This is a genomic window from Pedobacter cryoconitis (genome assembly GCF_001590605.1).
In the GTDB taxonomy this organism is placed as follows: Bacteria; Bacteroidota; Bacteroidia; order Sphingobacteriales; family Sphingobacteriaceae; genus Pedobacter; species Pedobacter cryoconitis_A.
This window is the reverse complement of record NZ_CP014504.1, coordinates 5,188,261-5,202,864: the sequence shown is the minus strand read 5'-3', so window position 1 is coordinate 5,202,864 and position 14,604 is coordinate 5,188,261. Positions and strand designations below refer to the sequence as shown.

At 39.1% G+C, this 14,604-nt stretch carries 15 protein-coding genes; 3 read left to right on the top strand and 12 right to left on the bottom strand.

Annotated elements, in window-relative coordinates; genetic code table 11:
- The first annotated feature begins 44 nt into the window (after positions 1-44).
- Positions 45-575, top strand: coding sequence for a YceI family protein (locus tag AY601_RS22100; RefSeq protein ID WP_068405209.1), 531 nt, complete (start codon positions 45-47; stop codon positions 573-575).
- Between the two features lie 49 nt (positions 576-624).
- On the top strand, positions 625-1,497 hold the full coding sequence (locus AY601_RS22095) for a pirin family protein (RefSeq protein ID WP_068405206.1): 873 nt from the start codon (positions 625-627) through the stop codon (positions 1,495-1,497).
- Positions 1,498-1,566: 69 nt separating this feature from the next.
- Here AY601_RS22095 and AY601_RS22090 read toward each other — a convergent pair whose 3' ends face one another.
- From AY601_RS22090 to porV, 3 genes are read right to left on the bottom strand one after another with little or no spacing between them, the layout of a single operon-like run.
- Entirely contained in the window at positions 1,567-1,782 is a 216-nt protein-coding gene (locus tag AY601_RS22090) for a hypothetical protein (protein ID WP_157288060.1), read from the bottom strand.
- Between the two features lie 46 nt (positions 1,783-1,828).
- Positions 1,829-2,305 carry a 2-C-methyl-D-erythritol 2,4-cyclodiphosphate synthase gene (ispF, locus tag AY601_RS22085; RefSeq protein WP_068405202.1) on the bottom strand — a complete coding sequence of 159 codons (477 nt, stop codon included), beginning with the start codon at positions 2,303-2,305 and terminating at the stop codon, positions 1,829-1,831.
- Between the two features lie 11 nt (positions 2,306-2,316).
- Positions 2,317-3,501: a type IX secretion system outer membrane channel protein PorV gene (gene porV, locus AY601_RS22080; RefSeq protein ID WP_068405200.1), complete on the bottom strand. Its 1,185-nt coding sequence runs from the start codon at positions 3,499-3,501 to the stop codon at positions 2,317-2,319.
- Positions 3,502-3,719: 218 nt separating this feature from the next.
- Between porV and AY601_RS22075 the strand changes: the two genes are divergently transcribed.
- Positions 3,720-5,324 carry an SUMF1/EgtB/PvdO family nonheme iron enzyme gene (locus AY601_RS22075; protein WP_068405195.1) on the top strand — a complete coding sequence of 535 codons (1,605 nt, stop codon included), beginning with the start codon at positions 3,720-3,722 and terminating at the stop codon, positions 5,322-5,324.
- Positions 5,325-5,388: 64 nt separating this feature from the next.
- Here the strand turns inward: AY601_RS22075 and AY601_RS22070 are convergent, their stop codons facing one another.
- From AY601_RS22070 to nuoL, 9 genes are read right to left on the bottom strand one after another with little or no spacing between them, the layout of a single operon-like run.
- Positions 5,389-5,889, bottom strand: a complete 501-nt coding sequence (locus AY601_RS22070) for an acetyl-CoA carboxylase biotin carboxyl carrier protein subunit (protein ID WP_068405194.1) — start codon at positions 5,887-5,889, stop codon at positions 5,389-5,391.
- A gap of 1 nt (position 5,890) precedes the next feature.
- Positions 5,891-6,550: a DUF4159 domain-containing protein gene (locus AY601_RS22065; protein ID WP_068405192.1), complete on the bottom strand. Its 660-nt coding sequence runs from the start codon at positions 6,548-6,550 to the stop codon at positions 5,891-5,893.
- Complete coding sequence (locus AY601_RS22060; protein WP_068405189.1) at positions 6,547-7,251, bottom strand: 16S rRNA (uracil(1498)-N(3))-methyltransferase; 705 nt, start codon at positions 7,249-7,251, stop codon at positions 6,547-6,549. The genes AY601_RS22065 and AY601_RS22060 overlap by 4 nt, the downstream gene beginning before the upstream one ends.
- 11 nt (positions 7,252-7,262) lie before the next feature.
- A complete protein-coding gene (locus tag AY601_RS22055; protein ID WP_068405188.1) occupies positions 7,263-8,588 on the bottom strand; it encodes a hemolysin family protein in 1,326 nt (441 codons plus the stop codon).
- Positions 8,588-9,139, bottom strand: a complete 552-nt coding sequence (locus AY601_RS22050) for an inorganic diphosphatase (protein ID WP_183868339.1) — start codon at positions 9,137-9,139, stop codon at positions 8,588-8,590. Before AY601_RS22050 ends, AY601_RS22055 begins: the two co-directional genes overlap by 1 nt.
- Positions 9,140-9,152: 13 nt before the next feature.
- Positions 9,153-9,797, bottom strand: coding sequence for a DedA family protein (locus AY601_RS22045; RefSeq protein ID WP_068405187.1), 645 nt, complete (start codon positions 9,795-9,797; stop codon positions 9,153-9,155).
- Positions 9,798-9,841: 44 nt separating this feature from the next.
- Positions 9,842-11,215 (bottom strand): NADH-quinone oxidoreductase subunit N, encoded by a 1,374-nt coding sequence (locus AY601_RS22040; protein WP_068405186.1) that lies wholly within the window; start codon positions 11,213-11,215, stop codon positions 9,842-9,844.
- A gap of 4 nt (positions 11,216-11,219) precedes the next feature.
- Entirely contained in the window at positions 11,220-12,686 is a 1,467-nt protein-coding gene (locus AY601_RS22035) for a complex I subunit 4 family protein (RefSeq protein ID WP_068405184.1), read from the bottom strand.
- A 21-nt stretch (positions 12,687-12,707) separates the two neighbouring features.
- Positions 12,708-14,600, bottom strand: coding sequence for an NADH-quinone oxidoreductase subunit L (gene nuoL, locus AY601_RS22030; RefSeq protein ID WP_068405183.1), 1,893 nt, complete (start codon positions 14,598-14,600; stop codon positions 12,708-12,710).
- Between the last annotated feature and the right edge of the window lie 4 nt (positions 14,601-14,604).

Sequence of the window (14,604 nt, the reverse complement as noted above, 5' to 3'; positions counted from 1 at the left end):
TTAGATTTGTGTTATAATAAAAACCAATATTAAAACTAAAGATTATGGCAACTACTAAATGGGTATTAGATCCAACACACAGTGAACTTCAATTTAAAGTAAAACATTTGATGATCTCTACCGTAACTGGTAGTTTCAATGAGTTTTCTGCAGAATTAGATACCGATAATGACGATTTCGAACATTCAGTTGTTTCTTTCAAAGCAGGTGTAAATTCTATCGATACAGGTAATAAAGACAGAGATAGTCATTTAATAGGTGGTGATTTCTTTAATGCTGCAGATTTCCCTTCTGTATCATTTGTTTCGACTTCATTCACTAAAGATGGTGACGATTATCAATTGAAAGGTGACCTGACTATCAAAGATGTAACTAAACCAGTTACTTTAGCTGTTGAATTTGGTGGAACTGCACAAGACCCATGGGGTAATACTAAAGCTGGTTTTACTATCAAAGGAAAAATAAACAGAACTGATTTCGGTCTGACTTACAATGCTGCATTAGAAACTGGTGGTGTCATGTTAGGTGAAGAAGTTAAAATCTTAGGTGAACTGCAATTCGCAAAACAAGCCTAGTCAGTTTACTCTTTAACCTGGTTGATTACTTCTAACAAAAAGATTTCTTATGGAAACCACTATAAAATCTGTTTCGGCTGTTTTAGCTGCACCAACACCACATATGGTCGGTGATGGGTTTAAAGTGAGTAACTTTTTCCCGGGAGGCTATAAAATTAAAATGAGCCCTTTCTATATGCTCGATTTTAATGATAAAATGGAGCTTCCGCCAACGAATCAGTTACGCGGCGTTGGAGTGCATCCACACCGTGGTTTTGAAACAGTGACGATTGCTTACCATGGGGCAATTGCGCATCATGACAGCGCCGGAAACAGTGGGATTATTTACCCTGGTGATGTACAGTGGATGACAGCTGCAAGCGGTATTCTCCATAAAGAATATCATGAAAAGGAATTCAGCAGGAAAGGCGGGCTTTTCCAGATGGTTCAGCTGTGGGTAAACTTGCCTGCTAAGGATAAAATGAGTAAACCTAAGTATCAGGAGATTCAAAATGATACTATCGGAAGATACCTTTTACCAGAAGATGCAGGAAAAGTAGAGGTTATCGCAGGCCAGTATATGGACGTTATAGGAGCTGCAACTACTTTCAGCAAAATGAATGTATACAATGTGCATTTAAATGCTGGCGGAGAAGCTGTATTCCATTTTCCAGCTGATTTTAATACTGGTATATTGATCATAGAGGGAAACCTGACCATCAATGGAGAAAAAGCAGCCGGAAATGAATTTGTATATTTTAAGAATGATGGAGAGGAAATCCATGCTAAGGCTTCAGAAAATAGTATCATTCTGATTTTAAGTGGTGAACCTATCTATGAACCAATTGCACAATACGGGCCATTCTTAATGAACAATCAGGCAGAAATAAAATTAGCAATAAGCGATTATAACGAAGGTAAGTTTGGTTACCTGGAAGATTAATATTTAAGGAACCAAACCGGTATAAAAACCAGAAAGCCGCTGAGTCGTATGATTCAGCGGCTTTCTCATTTATTTCTTAACAGGCTTCGAGTGATCTGTTTGCAAACTATCAATTAATGTGGTATCAGAACTCTTTTGCTGCGCTGGCTGTGAAGAAGACTTAATACTAGTATCTATTTTTACTGAATCAGGAACTTTCTCGCTTCCTTTATCACCCATGGTACAGGATGAAATAGAAATGGCTGTTATTCCTGCTATGAGTAAACATTGGAATGAATTTTTCATAATAAGGGGTTTTTCTACATAACGCCCTTGCAGCATCAATTGTTTTTTATTTTTCAATCAGGCAAACTGCATAGGCAACAACACCCTCTTCCCGACCGATAAAACCCATCGTTTCATTGGTCGTCGCTTTAATGGAAATATCTTCTGTGGACATACCGATCGCGTCAGCAATATTCTGCTGCATCTGTGGAATGTGCGGATTGATTTTCGGTGCCTCCAGACAAAGCATCGCATCAATATTTCCAATGCTCCATCCTTTCTCAGTCAGCAGTTTTACCGTTTCCTGTAAAAGAATCACACTGCTGATTCCTTTCCATCTTGGATCTGTATTTTTAAAATGGAAGCCAATATCGCGAAGGTTTGCAGCCCCTAATAAAGCATCACAAATTGCATGTAATAAAACATCGGCATCTGAATGTCCAAATGCCCCCTGATGGTGTTCAAGATTTACTCCCCCAACCACGAATGGATGACCACCTTTTAACTGGTGTACGTCAAATCCAAATCCTACTTTAATCTTCATTTTATTTATATTTATTTACTGGTATTCCCTAAATTAAACAATAAGGTAAACCTCAAAGTATTCGCTAACGGGCTTTTTCTGGCACTTGCAACCAGGTAAGATACATCGAAATTAAAACTTTCATATTTAAAGCCTGTACCTAAAGTAAAATATCTCCTGTCCCCTTTTTGTGGACTTTCATAGAAATAGCCGGTTCTGAGTGCAAATTTCTTATTGTACCAGTATTCCAGTCCTGAAGCAATATTGATCTCCTTTACCTCTTCATTGAAACCTCCTGGCGCGTCATTGAACGAACCAAAGATACCAGAAGGAACTGAACGGTCAGGATCTCTGCCCGATTGTATACTTCCGTCCTGGTTATAAATAGGCTGGGTAGGCACTAAAAGTTTATTGAAATCCAGTGCAAGCGTTATTTCATTGTAATCATCAAGGATCAGCGTCGCAGCTCCACCGATTTTCAGGTTTGTAGGCAGGAAAGCACTCTGACCGCCATCTACATAACTCATTTTTGTACCGATATTTGAAATATTCGCACCAGCGGATACAATCGCATCATGTCCAAGCATATAGGTTGGCTTTTTGAAATAAGCGGAAACATCCACCGCAAGAGATTTACCCGCTTTTGATTGCTGTCCGACGCCAAAGTTTCCTGCTGCCAGGTTTGAATAAATATATCTGACAGAGGTTCCCAAAGAGAAAGAATCTCCAAAACGACGCGCAAAAGTTGCATCAATAGCTAACTCACTTGGGCTGGAAGTACCCAGCTCTTGCTGATTCGCATCAGTCAGTTGTATTTTACCCAAGGAAAAATAACGCATTGAAGCAGCTAATGTTGTTCTGTCATCCAATTTATAGAACCCACTCAGATAGCCTAAATTAATATCAGAAACAATACTTCTCAACCATGGGCTATAAGAAGCTGAAAATCCATATTTCTCTTCCAGAAAAGCAAGTTTAGAAGGGTTAATGCTACCAGAATTCGCATCAGGCGAGATCGCCACACCGGCTTCTCCCATCCCTCCAACTCTCGCATCGGGCGTGATCAGTAAAAACGGGACTGCCGTTTTCAAACTGTTAAACCTGCTGCCATTACTTTGTGTTTCTGGTGTCTGGGCCTGCAGAGAAAAAGTTTCTACAGCAAAAAAGAAGCAAATCAATAGAAATCTTGAAGAGCACTTCAGTTTTTTTATCCTCATTAATTGATTTTCTTGTTCAGGTTCATAGATAGGTATGGGTCAGTGTTGACTCTCTTTTTCAAATATAATTTAAATAAGCAATTTATTTAAGTTAAGACTTAACATTTGTGCGGATATATATTGCAAGATGTTAATCTATGATGATATTATTCAATTATTTTGTTTCATCGATCTTTTTTTGTGTAATTTTAACAGTTAGAATAGCTCAATACGCAACTATGGAAAAAACATACCTATATTCATTTGCTTTTTTATTGTCTGTTTCCTCAATAATTTCGTGCACATCGAAAAAAAGTGCAACCTCCGAAAAGACAGGATTAGCATACAATAGACCAGAAAACGGAGGGTTTCAGGTAAATAACAAATTCAAACGCGGACCTGGTCCGGGTTTGGTTGAGATTGAAGGTGGCGTATTTGTGATGAGCGGAAGCGCGACCAATGTTCCAGGACAGGAGCTTAAAGATTATAACCACAAAAGAGAAACAACAGTATCTTCCTTTTACATGGATGAAACCGAGGTTTCCAATACAAACTGGTTAGAATACCTCAACTGGATCAGAAAAGTTGACCCAACTAACTACGAATATTATTACAACGAGTTACCTGATACGCTGGTTTGGCGCAGGCCTCTTTCCTACAATGAACCTTACGTTGACAATTATTTAAGACACCCTGCTTATCAGGACTATCCTGTGGTAGGTGTAAGCTGGGAACAGGCACAAAGATATTGTGAATGGAGAACGGATATCGTCAATGAATCTCTTTTAAGAGAGCAAAACTATATGACCAGCTACAAGGATCTGAATGGTACTGGTAAAAATGGCAAAAAAACGAATGCTGCAGCTACTGCGGCTAAGCCGACCGGCCCTTTCAATACAGACATTTATTTAAATGGGCAGTATGACGATAAGGGAACTAAAGCCATGAAAGATTTTAGTCCTGCGGCTACTGCAGCCAATGCAAATGCTAAAGGTCAAAAAGGTGGTGCAACCAGAAATGTAAGGTTAGAAGACGGTATTATCAAACAACCATACCGCTTGCCTACAGAAGCTGAGTGGGAATATGCAGCTTTAGGCTTAATCGGAAATACGAATTACGAAAATATCTCCAGCAACAAGATTTATCCATGGGATGGTCTGGGTATCAGTTCTGCAAAGAACAAGACCCGTGGCTTGATCCTGGCCAACTTTAAAAGAACTAAAGGTGACTACATGGGTGTTGGCGGTACACTGAATGATAAAGGAAGTATTACGGTCCCTGTTCGTTCTTACGTACCTAATGATTTCGGTTTATACAATATGGCTGGAAACGTGAATGAGTGGGTAGCCGATGTTTACCGCTCTAATACTTTTGCAGATGCAGATGCTTTAAACCCATACAGAGGAAATTATTACCAGGACAAAAAAGTTGCTGATCCGTTAACAGGAAGATTGGAGAAAGACGCTTACAACAGACCTATTATGACTGCTGCTGTATCTGGTAAAAAACAAACCTGGGCAGAGAAACAAGCCGCTACCGCTAAAGCAGATACGCTAAAGAATTCTTATGCTGACCAAAGAGGTTTCCGCGATGAGGAAAGCAAATTATATGGTGAAATTACACTGGTAAATAATAAATCAAGAGTTTACAAAGGAGGCTCATGGGATGACCAGGCTTTATGGTTAAACCCTGCAACCAGACGCTTCTTACCACAAGATGAATCTACTGCTGACATTGGTTTCCGCTGTGCGATGACCATGCTGGGTGCTTCTGAGATCCGCTCTGTCGGAAAACCTCAATTTAAACCTAAACAGCAAAAGCCTTTCAATGCGAAAAAGAAATAAGCTAAAAACATAAGCTTATAAAAAAAGAGGAACTGAAAAGTTCCTCTTTTTTTATTTTAGGCAATTATACAAATTCTATTAAAACCTGGTTTTTCTCCACTTTATCACCTTTACTGATATTTATCTTTTTAATAACCCCTTCAGTTACTGATTTTAGCATATTTTCCATTTTCATAGCCTCCAAGACCAACAGGTTATCACCTTTTTGAATCTCCTGCCCTTCGGCCACGTTGATATTCAACACTAAACCAGGCATAGGTGCCTTAACCTCTCTTGCGGTTTTCCCGCTACCAGCCCCCATTCCCATAGCTTTCAGTAAACTGTCAAACTGATCTTCGATCGCTACTTCGTATAGTTTTCCATTTATTTTAACAACCGAAGTCTTGTTTTCGTGATTCTCAGAAACCACTTCAGCATTATAGGACTTATTTTTATAGATGAAATGCAGGTGGCCATCCTGAAGCTCCCTTACGTCGACTGGAACTGCTTGACCATTCAGTTGTAAAGTGTCATTTACAGCTGATAAATCAAATTCATAAGTTTCATTTACTTTTACTTTGTACATATCAATGGGTTAAAACATAACTGACTAAATTTGCGCCCATTTTAAGCGCGTTACTTCTTTTTTCGGCCGTATCTCCCGGATAAGTTCCAAAGTCCTCCCAGCCGTTCCCTAAATCACACTCATAGGTATAATAACAAATTATTCTACCCTCCCATAACAGCGCAAAGCCCTGTGCACGCTTTCCATCATGTTCATGTATTTTGGGCAAGCCATTAGGAAATTTAAACTTTTCATTATAAATCGGGTGATTAGCAGGTAATTCGATGAAGGATAACTCAGGAAATACCTTTTTCATCTGTACCCGCACATATTTGTCCAGACCATAGTTATCATCAATATGCAAAAACCCTCCTCCTATTAAATAACGACGGATGTTTTGTGCTTCCTGTGCACTGAATACCACGTTTCCGTGCCCAGTCATATAGACAAAAGGATAATTGAAGATTTCAGGGCTACCCGCTTCTGTTACAGCTTCTTCTGGAGCGAAATTAGTACGCAGGTTCTGATTGCAAAACGCAGCCAGGTTAACTAAAGCTGTCCTGTTGCCATACCAATCCCCTCCACCACTGTATTTAAGTCTTGCCAGTTGATAAGCAGGGGTATTAAAACTGCTTGTCAATAAAATCAGTAAAGGGAAAAAGGTTAGTAGCTTGAATTTCATCTATTTAAGTAATTCACTTCAAAACATGCAGCCAAAGCAGCAGTTTCTGTCCTGAGACGTGTATTACCTAAAGTTAATGGTTTAAAGTCATTTTGCAAAGCCAACTGAATTTCATTTGGAGTGAAATCTCCTTCCGGCCCGATCAGGATCAGATAATTCTGACCTGGTTTGGAAACCTGGCTGATAAAGCCACGTGGTTCTCCGTCTACACAATGTGCAATCATTTTATAGTCGGCGGTATTTTTACTGATAAACTCCTTAAAACCAACAGCATCGTTTAATACCGGATGGTAAGCCTGCAGCGATTGCTTAACTGCCGAAGTGATCACTTTATTCAAGCGCTCTTCTTTAACAATCTTACGCTCCGAACGCTCACAGATCAGTGGGGTAATGGTATCAATCCCAATCTCCGTCGCCTTCTCCAGGAACCATTCCAGCCTGTCTATATTTTTTGTAGGGGCCACGGCAATATGAAGGCCGTGGTTTCTCTTTTGATATTCCCTGGTGGTCTTCAACACACGCAAGGTTACATTTCTTTTAGATTCAGCGATGATCTCTGCTTCATACAGCCCGCCTTTACCATCAATCAGGTGTACAACGTCACCGATTACCAGACGCAAGACTTTCATACAGTGCCTGCTTTCTTCCTCATTTAAAATATAGGAATCAGCGGTAATATCCGGCGTATAAAAAACGTGCATCTTATCTGATTTTAGTGGTTATCTACCAGGTCATTGTTACTGATCACCAATTCAAGCTTGATCGTTTCAATGTTTTGCTCTGTCTTTTTCAGAATGGTAAATAAATATCCGTAGCATTCTTCGCTATCCCCTACATCAGGGATTTTTCCAAAAGCATGAGAGACTAAACCACCAACGGTATCAAAATCCAGATCTTCAGGAAGATCATGCGGAAGGTGTTCATTCACATCGTAAACCGTTGCATAAGCATTGATGACAAACTCTGTATCAGAAATCTTTTCTACGGTAGGCTTCTCTTCATCATACTCATCCTGAATTTCCCCTACAATTTCTTCCACAATATCTTCCAGTGTCACCATACCAGCTGTACCACCAAATTCATCGATAACAATAGCAATCTGAATACGTTTCTGCTGAAGCTCACTTAACAGATCATTGATCTTTTTCGTTTCCGGAACGAAATAAGGCTTTCTGATAATATCTTTTAATGACCACTCTTTATTTCCAGCCAGTAAAGGCAAAACGTCCTTAGCATGTATGATACCGATGATCTTATCAATAATGTCATCATATACCGGCATCCTTGAATATCCTTCAGCGATAATCAATGTAATCACTTCTTCTTTTGGCGTAGACAGTTCGATACCTGAAATCTTGGTTCTGGGTACCATAATATTTTTAACCACACGTTCATTGAAATCAAAAACGTTGCGGATGAGTTCATGCTCGTTGTTATCCAGCGCGCCACTCTCTCTTCCCTGATCTAACAGGTAATATAGTTCTTCTGTACTGTGTACCGCCTCGTGACCACCAACTGTCGAAATACCAAAAACTTTCAGGATAATATTAGCGAACCCATTCAGTAACCAGATAAACGGTCTGAAAACTACATAGAAAATCTGTAACGGAACAGAGATAAAAAGTGTAGTCGCTACGGGGCGCTGAATAGCAATTGATTTTGGTGCAAGCTCTCCGAATACGATGTGCATAATCGTAATAAAACTGAATGCAATAATTGGAGAAGCAGTTTTCGAGAAGGAATCGATGAATTCAGGGGACTGGTTTAATGAAGTTAATAGATTGTGTAACAGATGTTCCATTACTGATTCTCCAACCCAGCCTAATCCCAGTGATGCCAATGTAATACCCAGCTGCGTTGCAGCCAGGTATCCATCAAGATGTTGTGTAATATATTTAGCAATATTAGCTACTCTATTACCAGATTTAGCCTTAATTTCTATTTGCGACGCTCTGACTTTAACGATTGCAAACTCAGCTGCAACGAAAAAGCCGTTTAAGACGACTAAGAAAAAGGTTAAGAATATTTGAAAGCCCATTAAGAGTTGTTTCTAAATGTACTATTATAAAGTTCTATACTTTCTTCAATAACTTTATAAGCATAAGTAACGCCCATCAACTTTTCGATAGTTACGTTCTTTTCTTCTAAAGCTTTATAATCCTGGAAGAATCTTACGATTTCTTTCATCTGGTGTGGTGGCAATTCAGAAATGTCATTGATATAGTTTACTGACATATCATTTTTTGCAACAGCGATGATTTTATCATCCTGCTCACCATTATCCACCATGTGCATTACACCAATAACTTTTGCCTCAACAATAGATAAAGGGTAAACATCCACAGAACATAAAACAAGAATATCTAATGGATCATTGTCATCACAGTAAGTCTGAGGAATGAAACCATAGTTTGCAGGATACATGACAGAAGAAAACAGGACACGATCCAATTTAATCAAATGAGAGTCTTTATCTATTTCGTATTTAGCTTTTGATCCTTTAGGAATTTCAATAATAGCATTTACCGATTCTGGTAAATTAGCACCTGGAGAAACACTGTGCCAGGGATGTTTTGTGTCTATTTGCATTTTTTTAATGTTGTTATTTATTCTCTTCGTTTGTATGTACCCGCTTCTTCAAAAAAGTATAGAGGAGCGGGATAGTAGTTATAACCATAAAACCTACAATAATATAAAGCAGGTAAGCGTTGATTTCCTTTTCAAATTTCTTGCCAAGAAAATAGCCCAGCAAAGTTAAAGATGTTATCCATAAAAAAGCACCACAAATATTATATAGTGCGAACTTCTTAAAATCCAGTCTGACAACCCCGGCAATAATTGGTGCAAAAGTCCTGACAATGGGAACAAACCGTCCCATAATTAAAGCAAAAGCACCTTGTTTGTGATAGTAAGCTTCAGCAGCTTTAAGATAGCGTTTTTTGAAGAGGAAAGTATCTTTACGATCATATAAAACCGGCCCTGTTTTCTTTCCAAACCAATAACCGGTAAAATTACCTGAAACCGCCGATGCAATCAGGCCAAAGATAAGTACGTAAATATTTACGTCAAGTTTACCCGTCGCCACGAACATCCCGGCAAGAAACAGTAAGTAATCCCCAGGTAAAAAAAATCCAAAAAATAATCCTGTCTCAGCAAAAATTACGAATATCAGGACGTAAAAGCCACCTTCTTTAAGTAATTTCTCAGGATCAATAAAGTGATGTACGGAGGTCCAGAAATCGTGCATAGTTCAAGTAATCGTAAAATTACAAATAATTTCCTGAGAAATGCCTATATCAGATTTAATATTATAGTTGGATAAACTCCTAAGAATATCGTGATGATTACAGATAAAATTAAAACCACTTTGTATTGAACCGGCGTTTCTAAAACGACTTCAGAGCCTTCTTTAAAGTACATGGCGACAATTACCCTTAAGTAATAGTAAAAGCCTACAAGCGCATTTAAAATCGCAAATGCAACCAGGTAGACCTGGTATTCATTCATGACATTTAAAAACATCAGGTATTTTCCTATAAAACCAGCAGTAAGTGGTATCCCTGCAAGAGAAAGCATCGCAATTGTCAATGCCAGCGCTACTAAAGGATTACGTTTTCCCAATCCGTTAAAACTCTCAAAATTATCATGGCCTGTTTTCTGTTTCACTAAAATTAATACGGCGAAAGCAATAATACTGGCAAAAGTATAGGCTGCTGCATAAACCATTACATTGTTTGCCGAATTGGCAGTCAATGTAACTAAAGAGAATAACAGGTAACCAGCATGAGAGATACTTGAATAAGCAAGCATCCTTTTGAAGTTCTTTTGGAAAAGGGCAGTAATGTTACCAATAAACAAGGTAATACATACAATAGCCATCAAAGGTGGCATCCAGAAATCATGAAGCGGAGCGAAAGTACCAGCGAAAAGACGCAGGAAGGCTGCAAAACCAGCAGTTTTCACTACAGTAGACATGAAAGCAGTAATCAGAGAAGGTGCGCCTTCATATACATCCGGAGTCCAGAAATGGAAAGGTGCAGCACCGATTTTGAAACACAGACCTACCATGATCAGGATTACCCCAGGATAAAACAATGGAGATACGGCCTGGTAGTTTCCGATCAGGTACTGATTGATTGCATGCAGGCTGAATGAACCCGTAGCACCATAAACTAAAGTGATCCCGAATAAAAGGAAACCTGTAGAAAAGGCGCCCATCAGGAAGTATTTTAAAGAAGCCTCATTGGAAGCAAAATTGCTCTTCCGTATACCCGCAAGGATATATAAAGCCACCGACATAATTTCTATTCCAATAAATAACATGGACATATTGGTATAAGATACCATGATCACGATACCCGAAAGGGCGAATAAGATCAAAGTATAATATTCTGCCACGTTTTCACTATCCTTCGCAAAGTAATTCTGCGTCAGTAAAAAGATGAAAATCGTCCCTAAAATAGTAAGAGAAGAAAAAGCGATGGCAAAATTGTCCATCTCCATCATTCCATAATACACCGTATTAGAATTCCAGGCTGTAACTGCAAAGGCCAGAGAGATCAATAACCCCACAAGAGTTAGTGGTAACAAAGCTTTCTTCGCTTTGAATAAACCTGCATAAAGCACCGCTAAAGCTGTAACAACAATTGTTATAATGATATTCATTTCCTTATTTTACCGATGTTAATTTTTGATTTACCTGTTCTAATAATTGTTGTACCGAAGCTTCTGATAAATGCAGAATTGGTTTAGGATAAACACCTAATACGATAATCAACGCACAAATTATAACCAATACAATTTGTTCAGTTCCTTTAATGTCTGCAAATCCAACAGTAAGCTCATTGGTTTTACCTAACATAATATTCTGGTACAGGCGGAACATATATACCGCACCAAAAATAACCGTTAAACCTGCAAATACGACAGCCCAGATATTGTACTGGTAAATACCGATCAGCAATAGAAACTCCCCGATGAAACCGTTGGTCCCTGGTAAAGCTACTGTTCCCAATACAATGATCAGGAATGCAATTGCCAGTTTTGGTGCTGATTTCGCAATACCACCCAGCTCAGCAATTGTATTTGTTTTTACCCTGGAGAAAATAATGTCCAGCACAAAGAATAACCCGATCACATTTACACCGTGGCTTAACATCTGGATCATTGCGCCTTGCATACCCTGCGTATTTAAAGCAAAGATACCTGCAGAGATTAACCCTACGTGGGCAATAGATGAATAAGCGATTAGTCTTTTCGCATCTTTTTGTTTGAAAGCAATTAAAGAAGCATAGACGATTCCGATAATAGACAGGATGATTGCGGTGTTACCCCATTCCTGTACTCCTGCTGGTACAATTGGCAGTAACCATCTGATTACACCATAAATACCCATTTTCAGCATGATACCCGAAAGTAACATCGTACCTGCTGCTGGTGCCTCAGTATAAGTATCCGGCTGCCAGGTATGAAAAGGGAAAATTGGCATTTTAATCGCAAAAGCAATAAAGAATGACCAGAATATCCAACCCTGCTGAACAGGATCTAAATGAAGCTGATAAAATGCTTGTATATCAAAGTTATGTGCAGGATTCTGTAAGTACAGGTAAATGATCCCTAATAACATAAATAAAGAACCAGCAATAGTGTACACAAAGAATTTCATGTTTACTTTAATGCGGTCTTTACCTCCCCAGATTGCACAGATAAAATAGATTGGAATTAATGCAGCTTCCCAGCCAATATAGAATAAGAACGCATCCATTGCTGTAAATACAACCAGTAAACCTGCCTGCATAAATAAGATTAAAGCAAAGAAGCCAGCCGGCGATTTATAGTTATGCTGATAACTTGCCAATATGATAATTGGTACCAGCACATTGGTCAGCAATACCGTGATTAAGCTGATCCCGTCGATACCTGCATGGAAATGAATTCCAAGATCCTGGATCCAGGGTAAGTTTACGACAAATTGAGTGCTTGCGTCCGGGATAAACTGTCCGGCAACAACAGCTGTTAATGCCAATGAAGCAACAGCGAAAACCAGGGCTACATGTTTAGCGGCATTGCCGGTAAATGCTGTAACCAGTGCACCAATTACTGGCAGAAATATTAGAAGTATTAAAAGTTGTTCCATTATGTTTTCTTGGACGATCTTTTATAGAGATAAATAAGTATACAATAACAACGAGATGATTCCAACGACCATCATAAAAATATAGAATCCAACATTACCAGATTGCAGTAATCTTACCCCTTTACTCGCTTCCGATGTGCTCCATCCTAAACCATTGACAATACCGTCAATAATCTTTTTATCAAATACCTTATAAAAGAATACTGAAATAGCATCCAGAGGTTTTCTGATTAAAGTATCATAAATCTCATCTACATAAAACTTATGATAAGATAGTTTAGCCAATGCAGAACGTTGTCCTTCGTCTGCAACAGGAACATGGTTTTGTTTCACGTATTTGCTATAAGCAAATGCGATAGAAATCAATACACCTACAACCGAAACAGCCATTAAAATATATTCAGTAGCATGATCCGGCGCTTCTCCATGATGCTGGATAACCGGCTCAAGCCAATGTGATAACCAATGTGAACCACCTAATGACTCAGGAATACCAATTGCACCACCGATAGCTGAAAGCACGGCAAGAACGATTAACGGAATAGTCATGCTTTTTGGCGACTCATGAATTTTTTCTTCCGCATGGTGTGTGCCTCTGTATTTACCGAAAAAGGTAAGGAACAACATTCTGAACATATAGAATGCAGTTAAAAAGGCAGTGAATACCCCGATTGCCCACATTACTTTGTTATACTCATATACATGAGAAAGAATCTCGTCTTTCGAGAAGAAACCTGAGAACGGAGGTAAACCTGAAATCGCTATCGTACCAATCAGCATGGTTAAGAAAGTTACCGGAAGTTTTTTACGTAAACCACCCATATGTCTCATATCCTGCTCATGGTGCATCGCGTGGATCACCGATCCTGCACATAAGAACAATAATGCTTTAAAGAAAGCATGTGTAATCACGTGGAAGAAAGAACCGTTGTAAGCACCAACACCTAGCCCTAAGAACATATACCCCAATTGAGATACCGTAGAATAAGCCAGTACTTTTTTAATATCTGTTTGCGTCAGGGCAACCAATGCACCCATAACGGCTGTAGCCAGACCAATAATTGCAATTAAATGCTGAACTACCGGAGCGAGATCAAACAAGACATTGGAACGTGCAATCATATAGATACCAGCGGTTACCATTGTTGCCGCGTGAATCAGGGCAGAAACAGGCGTTGGGCCAGCCATCGCATCTGGTAACCAGGTAAACAATGGAATCTGTGCAGATTTACCACAAGCACCTACAAATAATAACAAAGCAATTAATGCAATGGTAGAATTGCCAGGCAGCATATTGCCTGCCAGCGGGAATATTTTAGAGAACTCTACACTACCAAATGTAGTGAAGATCAGGAATACCGCGATTAAGAAGCCTAAATCACCAATACGGTTCATCACGAAGGCTTTCTTTGCTGCTGTTGCGTAACTGCTGTTGGTAAACCAGAAGCCGATCAGTAAGTAAGAGCATAAACCAACACCCTCCCAACCGATAAACATCACGATATAGTTTGATCCGAGAACCAGCAACAACATGAAAAAGATAAACAAGTTTAAATAGCTGAAGAATTTACCAAACCCTTCATCATCATGCATATACCCGATAGAGTAGACATGAATCAGGAAACCGATTCCGGTGATGATCAGCAACATGATTGAACTCAATGGATCTACCAGGAAGGAAACCGGAATTTTTAATGAACCGGCACTGATCCAGTCAAACAAGAAAACCTCATGCGATTTCACAGCATCATTGCCTAAAGCTAAAAAGATGCCGATACTAATCACAAAAGATATGAATATCACGCTACTCCCAATAAAACCGATCAGGTTTTTGGATAATGTATTTCTCCCAAGACCGTTGATGATAAAGCCTAAAAGAGGAATTAACGGAACCAGCCAAACTAAATTTATCATTTTA

Coding starts and splice junctions, on each gene's coding strand:
- AY601_RS22100 (WP_068405209.1), top strand. CDS start 45: ATGGCAACTACTAAATGGGTATTAGATCCAACACACAGTGAACTTCAA.
- AY601_RS22095 (WP_068405206.1), top strand. CDS start 625: ATGGAAACCACTATAAAATCTGTTTCGGCTGTTTTAGCTGCACCAACA.
- AY601_RS22090 (WP_157288060.1), bottom strand. CDS start 1,782: ATGAAAAATTCATTCCAATGTTTACTCATAGCAGGAATAACAGCCATT.
- ispF (WP_068405202.1), bottom strand. CDS start 2,305: ATGAAGATTAAAGTAGGATTTGGATTTGACGTACACCAGTTAAAAGGT.
- porV (WP_068405200.1), bottom strand. CDS start 3,501: ATGAGGATAAAAAAACTGAAGTGCTCTTCAAGATTTCTATTGATTTGC.
- AY601_RS22075 (WP_068405195.1), top strand. CDS start 3,720: ATGGAAAAAACATACCTATATTCATTTGCTTTTTTATTGTCTGTTTCC.
- AY601_RS22070 (WP_068405194.1), bottom strand. CDS start 5,889: ATGTACAAAGTAAAAGTAAATGAAACTTATGAATTTGATTTATCAGCT.
- AY601_RS22065 (WP_068405192.1), bottom strand. CDS start 6,550: ATGAAATTCAAGCTACTAACCTTTTTCCCTTTACTGATTTTATTGACA.
- AY601_RS22060 (WP_068405189.1), bottom strand. CDS start 7,251: ATGCACGTTTTTTATACGCCGGATATTACCGCTGATTCCTATATTTTA.
- AY601_RS22055 (WP_068405188.1), bottom strand. CDS start 8,588: ATGGGCTTTCAAATATTCTTAACCTTTTTCTTAGTCGTCTTAAACGGC.
- AY601_RS22050 (WP_183868339.1), bottom strand. CDS start 9,139: ATGCAAATAGACACAAAACATCCCTGGCACAGTGTTTCTCCAGGTGCT.
- AY601_RS22045 (WP_068405187.1), bottom strand. CDS start 9,797: ATGCACGATTTCTGGACCTCCGTACATCACTTTATTGATCCTGAGAAA.
- AY601_RS22040 (WP_068405186.1), bottom strand. CDS start 11,215: ATGAATATCATTATAACAATTGTTGTTACAGCTTTAGCGGTGCTTTAT.
- AY601_RS22035 (WP_068405184.1), bottom strand. CDS start 12,686: ATGGAACAACTTTTAATACTTCTAATATTTCTGCCAGTAATTGGTGCA.
- nuoL (WP_068405183.1), bottom strand. CDS start 14,600: ATGATAAATTTAGTTTGGCTGGTTCCGTTAATTCCTCTTTTAGGCTTT.